Source organism: Rhodococcus sp. P4_B6 (genome assembly GCF_056402215.1).
Genome location: NZ_JBFUHV010000293.1, coordinates 1 through 6,856 on the forward strand (window position 1 = coordinate 1; position 6,856 = coordinate 6,856).

The 6,856-nt window shown below is 62.3% G+C and carries 4 protein-coding genes; 1 reads left to right on the forward strand and 3 read right to left on the reverse strand.

Annotation, left to right across the window (positions count from 1 at the left end; genetic code table 11):
- Positions 1–154: 154 nt before the first annotated feature.
- The 3 genes from AC1DWT_RS48770 to AC1DWT_RS48780 form a co-directional block, all read right to left on the reverse strand.
- A complete protein-coding gene (locus AC1DWT_RS48770; RefSeq protein WP_477926019.1) occupies positions 155–1,897 on the reverse strand; it encodes a CocE/NonD family hydrolase in 1,743 nt (580 codons plus the stop codon).
- 25 nt (positions 1,898–1,922) lie between these two features.
- Positions 1,923–2,741: a mycofactocin-coupled SDR family oxidoreductase gene (locus AC1DWT_RS48775; protein ID WP_477926020.1), complete on the reverse strand. Its 819-nt coding sequence runs from the start codon at positions 2,739–2,741 to the stop codon at positions 1,923–1,925.
- Between the two features lie 546 nt (positions 2,742–3,287).
- Entirely contained in the window at positions 3,288–4,337 is a 1,050-nt protein-coding gene (locus tag AC1DWT_RS48780; RefSeq protein WP_061699450.1) for an AraC family transcriptional regulator, read from the reverse strand.
- Positions 4,338–5,057: 720 nt separating this feature from the next.
- On the opposite strand from AC1DWT_RS48780, the gene AC1DWT_RS48785 reads away from it, so the two are divergent.
- Positions 5,058–6,335 carry a bifunctional 3,4-dihydroxy-2-butanone-4-phosphate synthase/GTP cyclohydrolase II gene (locus AC1DWT_RS48785; protein WP_477926021.1) on the forward strand — a complete coding sequence of 426 codons (1,278 nt, stop codon included), beginning with the start codon at positions 5,058–5,060 and terminating at the stop codon, positions 6,333–6,335.
- Positions 6,336–6,856 lie beyond the last annotated feature (521 nt).

Genomic DNA, 6,856 nt, shown 5'->3' on the forward strand with positions numbered 1-6,856 from the left:
ATACTTCAGTTTTCAGAGCGCGACGAGACGCATGTGACGTTGCCGCCGAATGTGTCCGTCCCTCACGTACGCCACTGCTGGGCTGACTGACTCGGTGTGCTCAGCGGTGTCACCGACGTCCATGACGGTTTCGTCGTGGGCACGGCAGGGTCGATCACGCCGTCCGTCGAATGACGGGAAGCACGAGTCTCGACGGCCGAGCGCTGCCGTGCCACACGGTGTTGGTCGCGACCACCACGTCGCCGGCCCCCGCGTCAGCCACCGGAACGGCAGCGTTCGGATTGCGGTCGAACTTCGGGAAATTGCTGCTGGATACGTCGAGTCGCAGCCGGTGCCCCGCGGCGAACACGTACGCGGTGGCCACGAGGTCCACTTCGATCTCGTAAACCATCCCAGGGTCAAGGAATTCAGGCTGCGTGGTCGAGTTCCGGTAGCGGCACCGAAGGATCCCATCGCACACGAGTTCGGCCCGCCCCGCCGGATCGACGTCCACCAATGCCGCTGTGAAGTCGGTGTCGACCGCGCTCGATGAGACGAACAGTCTCGCTCGGACCGGACCGGTCACCTCCAACGGCCGGTTCAGCGGTTCGCTCGTGTAACACAACACGTCGTCACGACTTTCGGTCGGCGTCTGGTCTCGCGGACCCGCGTTGGCTCCGATGAACAGGCCCGGAAGATAGGTCGCGCCGCCGCACGTCCTGACCGGGTCGGCCGGGTCATACACGAAGGAATCAGAATTCGACGCCGGCTCCGAGTCGGATCCGGCGGAGGTGGACAGAGTGCCGCCACCGTTGCTCGTCCGCGCGGCACCGACACTGCCGAGAAAGTAATCGACGTAGTCCGTGTCCGGCAGGGGCCAGTCCGGCTCGTCGCGCCAGACATTGGGGCCCATGACGAAGATGCGCACCGGGCTGGACGGCGTCTCGGGCGGTGTGTCCGCCAGATGTTCTCGGAACCAGTCTAATTGGGCACCGGTGACGTCGGACCCGTCGTAACCCGCCCGCACTCCGAATGATCGCTCGGGAAACACTCCGCTGGCCGCGCCGTGGGCCCACGGACCTATGATCAGTCGCTGCCGGTGCGCGTCCGGATCTTTCGAACGAGCGCGAAGGGCGAGGTAATTCTGCAAGGTTCCACCCAAGAAGAGGTCGTACCATCCCCCGATGTTCAACACCGGGAGGTTCGTGACGACCGTGTTTCGGGCCGAGAGACGCTCCCAGTAGTCGTCGCGCTCCGGATGGTCCAGCCATTCCGTGAGGTACGGCGCGATATCGGTCAGGACCGGATGGTCACGTATCGGTAGCGTAGAGAACACGTCGTCCATGGCGTCGAGCATGCGCAGCAATCTCCCAATGAGTTTCGTGTCGGGAGATGCGGAGCGCACCAGTTCACCCATGCCGAGCGAGGACGTGACCCACTGCAGAGCGAATCCCAGCCGTAGTGCGCCGCCCTGGTACAACCAGTTGTCGTAGTTCTCGCTACCGGCGACGGCCGCGGAGATCGTGGCAAGGGCGGGCGGTCTCTCGGCCGCGGCCAACCATTGTGTGGCGCCCGTGTAGGAGCTGCCGAACATCCCCACCGACCCGGTCGACCAGGCTTGACCGGCTGCCCAGGCGACGGTATCCGCGCCGTCGGCTTTCTCGTCGGCGAATGGGCGGAAGTTCCCGCCGCTCTGGTACCGGCCTCGCGTGTCCTGGACGACGACCGCGAATCCCTCTCGCGCTGCGCGTAGCACGTCCACCCAACCGCTGATCATCCCGTAGATTTCCTTGTTGTACGGGATGCGCTCGACCAAGGTGGGAAACGGTCCATCGCCGTGCGGTCGATAGACATCGGTGGCGAGTTCGACGCCGTCGCGCATCGCGACCATAAGGTTCTTCTCGATGACCACGTTCATGGCGCTTACCGTGCTCCTTCCCGGCTCAGAACGCCGTGACGCCGCCATCGACGGCCATCGACAGTGCCGTCGTCCAGGTGGACTCGTCTGACAGTAGATAGAGGACCGCATGGGAGATCTCAGCCGGGTCCATCGCATCTTCGGGGTGGAAGTTGGCGTACGTGGCGAGAAGCGCCTCGTTGCCTGCTGCGATCTCACTGAAATACGGTGCGATGTGCCGGGACATCTCGGTGTCGACCGGTCCCGGATGCACTGTGTTGACACGGATTCGGTGCTTGCCGAGCTCGGCAGCGAAGGTCTTGCCCATCCCGGTCACGCCGAACTTGGACGCGGTGTAGGGCAGGTTGAACGGGCCGCCCTTGAGCCCGTTGCCGGAGGAGATGAGCACGATTGACCCGCCGCTGCCGGCATCGACCAGCACCGGCGCGGTCGCCATCACGGTGTTCCACACCCCGACGAGGTTGACGTCGATGACGTCTCGGAACTCCTGCTCGGTGAATTTGTCCCAGGCCTTGAATATTTCGATGCCTGCGTTGGCGACGACACCGTCGAGGCGGCCCAATTCGCTCACACCGGAGTTCACGACCTCTTTCAGTCGCGCGAGGTCGCGGACGTCGGCCTGCTCGGCGATGATCCGCCTGCCGTGCGCCTCGACGAGCTTTACGGTCTCCTGGAGGTCTTCCGGGGTGGCACCGCCGTACTGGACCACCGTGGGGATCGACTCGCAGATGTCGACTGCGATGATGTCGGCGCCCTCTTCCGCGAGGCGGACCGCGTGCGCGCGGCCCTGACCCCGGGCCGCGCCGGTGATGACGACTACCTTGCCGTCCATACGTCCCGCCACTGCAAAAGCTCCATTCTCGAATAGAAACCAGGGCCGCGTTTGCGGGCCTCCACTGGTCGTAGTGCTCGGCCTCGGGCCGCCGCTCGGAACGACCAAGTATGGGGAGTAAGCCACCCCGGCGGATGAGGTCGTCCGTTCATGTGACAACCAATATGCTGACATATATCGTCCAAATTTGGAAGAGTGGGCGCGCTGGTTATCGAATTGCGCGTCCTTCTCACGCACCGACGTTGGTATATGCCGATTTACATGATTCGACAACGATATTGCGATGAATCGTCGCGCAGCGCCGACCGCCGTTTGCGCTTGGGGCACTTCACCGACCGAGCGGGCCCGCTCCCAAATGCCTGTGTCACCCGATCGTTCGTTTCCACCGGCCGCGGCAGGCGCGATGGCCAATGAGGTGGAAGCCGCGATCCTCTGGGATTGCCAGGACCGCACCAACGTGTAGCCCATTGATGCCGATGTCGTCCACCTTTGATCTGTAACGTCCCTACTGCTCACCCGCCGGTTCGGCTGCGCATCGCTGAGGGAGGCGGTGGGACCTTATGCCTCGGAGTCGCTGTTGTTCCTGTAGTAAGAAGCAGCCTCCCTGAACGCAGTAGGCGGAATCCCTCGCCACCGTTTGAAGGCGATCGTGAAGCTGGCTGCGTCTTTGTAGCCCAGCATGCGGGATATTCGCGACACAGAGTGATCCGTATTCGAAAGTAGGTCGGAGGCGAGGTCACACAGGGTGTCGTCCCGTAGCTGGGCGAAGTCGTGACCAGTGAGTTCGAGCCTGCGTTGCAGGGTGCGTGGGGAGACTCGCAGTATTGCGGCTACATTCGCCAGTTTGCGGTTGAGCTCGGGCGCGGCCTTGATGGCTTTGGCGACGGTGTCGGGCCAGTCCCCGGTCGCCCTGAACGAGTCGAGAATTTGGGTATCCGCTTTGACCCACGCGGCGTGCTGGAAGGCGTTACCGAAGGGCAGTTCCTGTGTCGATATCGCGGGCTCCCACCACAGCCGCAGCGTCTCGGAGCCGCAGTCGATCTTGCAGGAGACGTACGTCAAAACCTCGGGTGAGACTTCCGCTAGAGGGAATTCGATATGAGTGAAGGGGAATGGGCCCCCGTAGAGCCACTCGAACGATCGGCTGGTGATATAGAGGTCGCGGTAGACGCTGAACGGGATCAACTCTTCCGGGGCGTCGGGGTAGGTGTACTCGATCCCCGTTACTGTGCCGTCCGGTGTGCGCAGTGGCGCGATCTCGAGGAGCCCAGGGGCATAGTCTACAGCGTTGACAACCTCCACCCACGCCGTAATGGTCGGCGCAGTAGCGAGGGCCATTCCGCGCGCGCCAACGGTGGCCGTGGTGTAGGCGCGCGCGGCTCGCAGCCATAGATCGACACGATCCTTTGTTAAAGCGACGAACTGAAGTTGGAAGGCCAGTTCCTTTTTTGCAGGGATAGTGCTTCCCGGGCGGTTCACCGCGGCGGGATCGATTTCGGCAACCGCGAGTGCAGTTCGCCAGTCGAGATTCGCTTCCTCGAGTAGTCGGCAGAGAACGTGGACACTGAAGTTCGCTACACGCAGATTCTGGTACGAGTTCAATTTCACCGCTGCGTCCTTTCACCGCGGACGCATCGCGATGGTCCAGCGTGTTCATGAACTCTTCGAGGCTGCAGCGTCCACCGACGTCGGCCAGAAGCAGGACGGACAAGAGGTCTCGGTGAGGCCGACGAGGATGCCTTGCCTCCGCATGGTGCGTTCACAAGGCTGCCGGGAGGCGCGGTCCTAGGACGCATCTCTCTCCTCTTCGTTGAGCTTACGAGGCTCCCGAGCGCCGCGGCGTCTAGCGTACGAGCGGTATTGGAGTCCGTCATCAGCTTTGCATCCTGAGCCTTGCACCAAGCGCCATCGCGCGGCAAGAGGACGTATCTGACGCCTTTTCCGGTCTTGTTGGCGTCGAATGCCGTGTCGGTACGGTGTCGACCGCTCCTAATCTGAACCGTAGCGAATGTGAGCAAAGACACCGACTTACTGCGTCTACGCCGGCATCGCGATCGGCTACCTCCGGTAGGCGAACGACGTGGCTAGCAACGCATTGAGCGAGGAGCAAACAGGCGGACTCGCTGACATTCAGCCCCCTACCGCGACTGCGTACTTCGCGTAATCCAACCGACACAGGCGCTCTTCGGGACCCGAGACCATAAGAATCTGGAGAAACTCAATGACATCGACGTCGAATAGCCGACTTGTCATCGAGCAGTACTCGCCCCCGGGCGGCACCGCCGGCCGATCGGTCAGGGTGCGAAACGAGAGTATGGAGCATAGGACGTGACAAGGTTCGACGAGATCGAGCGTGCGGTCGCCGACATCGCCGCCGGCAAACCCGTGGTGGTAGTCGACGACGACGATCGTGAGAACGAGGGCGATCTGGTATTCGCCGCCGAGAAGGCAACGCCCGAACTCGTGGCGTTCATGGTTCGTTACACATCCGGATACCTATGCGTACCACTGTCCGGCGACGACTGCGACCGCCTCGGTCTGCCACCGATGTGCGCTATCAACCAGGACAAGCACGGTACCGCGTACACGGTGGCGGTCGACGCCCGTGAGGGCCTCGGAACCGGTATCTCTGCATCCGACCGAGCCGCGACCATACGACTGCTCGCCGACCCCACCGCCGGTGCCGGCGACTTCACCCGGCCCGGCCACGTGGTGCCGCTGCGCGCGAAAGACGGAGGCGTGCTGCGCCGCCCCGGTCACACGGAAGCTGCCGTCGACCTTGCCCGCATAGCAGACCTCCGTCCGGTGGGCGCCATCTGCGAGATCGTAAGCCAGAAGAACGAGGGCGCGATGGCTCAGACCGACGAGCTGCGGGTATTCGCCGACGACCACGGCCTCGCACTGATCTCGATTGCCGACCTCGTTGCGTGGCGTCGTAAGCACGAGAAACATGTGGTTCGTGTCGCCGAGGCGCGCATACCGACCGCCCACGGCGCATTCCGAGCCGTCGGTTACCAGAGCATCTATGACGAGATCGAGCACGTCGCGCTCGTGTGCGGAGACATCGCCGAACCAGACGGCGACAGCCACGACGTCCTAGTCCGCGTGCATTCGGAATGCCTCACCGGCGACGTGTTCGGATCGCTCCGCTGTGACTGCGGTCCCCAACTCGACGCCGCTCTCGAAATGATCGCGCGGGAGGGTCGCGGTGTCGTTCTCTACATGCGGGGCCACGAAGGTCGTGGAATCGGTCTCCTGCACAAGCTGAAGGCCTACGAACTGCAGGACGCAGGATCCGATACCGTTGACGCCAACCTCCAACTCGGTTTGCCCGCGGACTCGCGCGACTACGGCGTGGGAGCGCAGATTCTCGACGACCTGGGGATCTCCACCGTGCGTTTGTTGACGAACAACCCCGCAAAACGTTTTGGGCTCGACAAATACGGACTGCATATCACTGAGCGTGTGCCGATGCCGCTACGTGCCAATGGCGAGAACGTCGCGTATCTGCGGACAAAACGCGACCGTATGGGCCACGATCTCATCGGCCTCGACGACCATGAACCCGAACTACGGGATAACGAAGCGTTCACCGCTCTCCGATAGCCGATTGAACCGCTGACTTGCCGAGCCGATAGGGCAAAGTAGGTTCAACTGTTGAGCAATACCGATCAGGTCTTCTATTAATCCAATTCGTACGGACCCTGTAGGACTTTCCAGATGGAATCGTCACTGGAAACGGGCAAATTATGGGGGTGCCAGCTTCCAGATGGAATTTAACCGACGCATGAACCCATTCAAATTTGCATATCGCAACGAAACTTCCGATCGAAAAATCATACGCAGCTACTTGAGTCTGGACAATTGTAGTCAGTATCGCGGCCAACCCTCCCTGGCCCGAGTGGAAGATGTTGATGCAGACGTCCGGAGCAGGGATGATGGCGTGACGCTCGGTCATCGTGAACATCTGTCAGGAGAGTCAGTGAGCTTCAAACGAGTGCAGACGGCCGAGGCGTACCCCGACATGATCGCCGAGATCGCAGCGGAGTCGCCGGCGGCGATCTGTATCGAGGAAGTCGACGGGCCGGCCAGAACGTATGGGGAGCTGCATGAGAACGGCCTGGCGT

What these genes read in the sequence shown, in the direction of transcription:
- AC1DWT_RS48770 (WP_477926019.1), bottom strand. Translation starts at nt 1,897, where the DNA reads ATGAACGTGGTCATCGAGAAGAACCTTATGGTCGCGATGCGCGACGGC.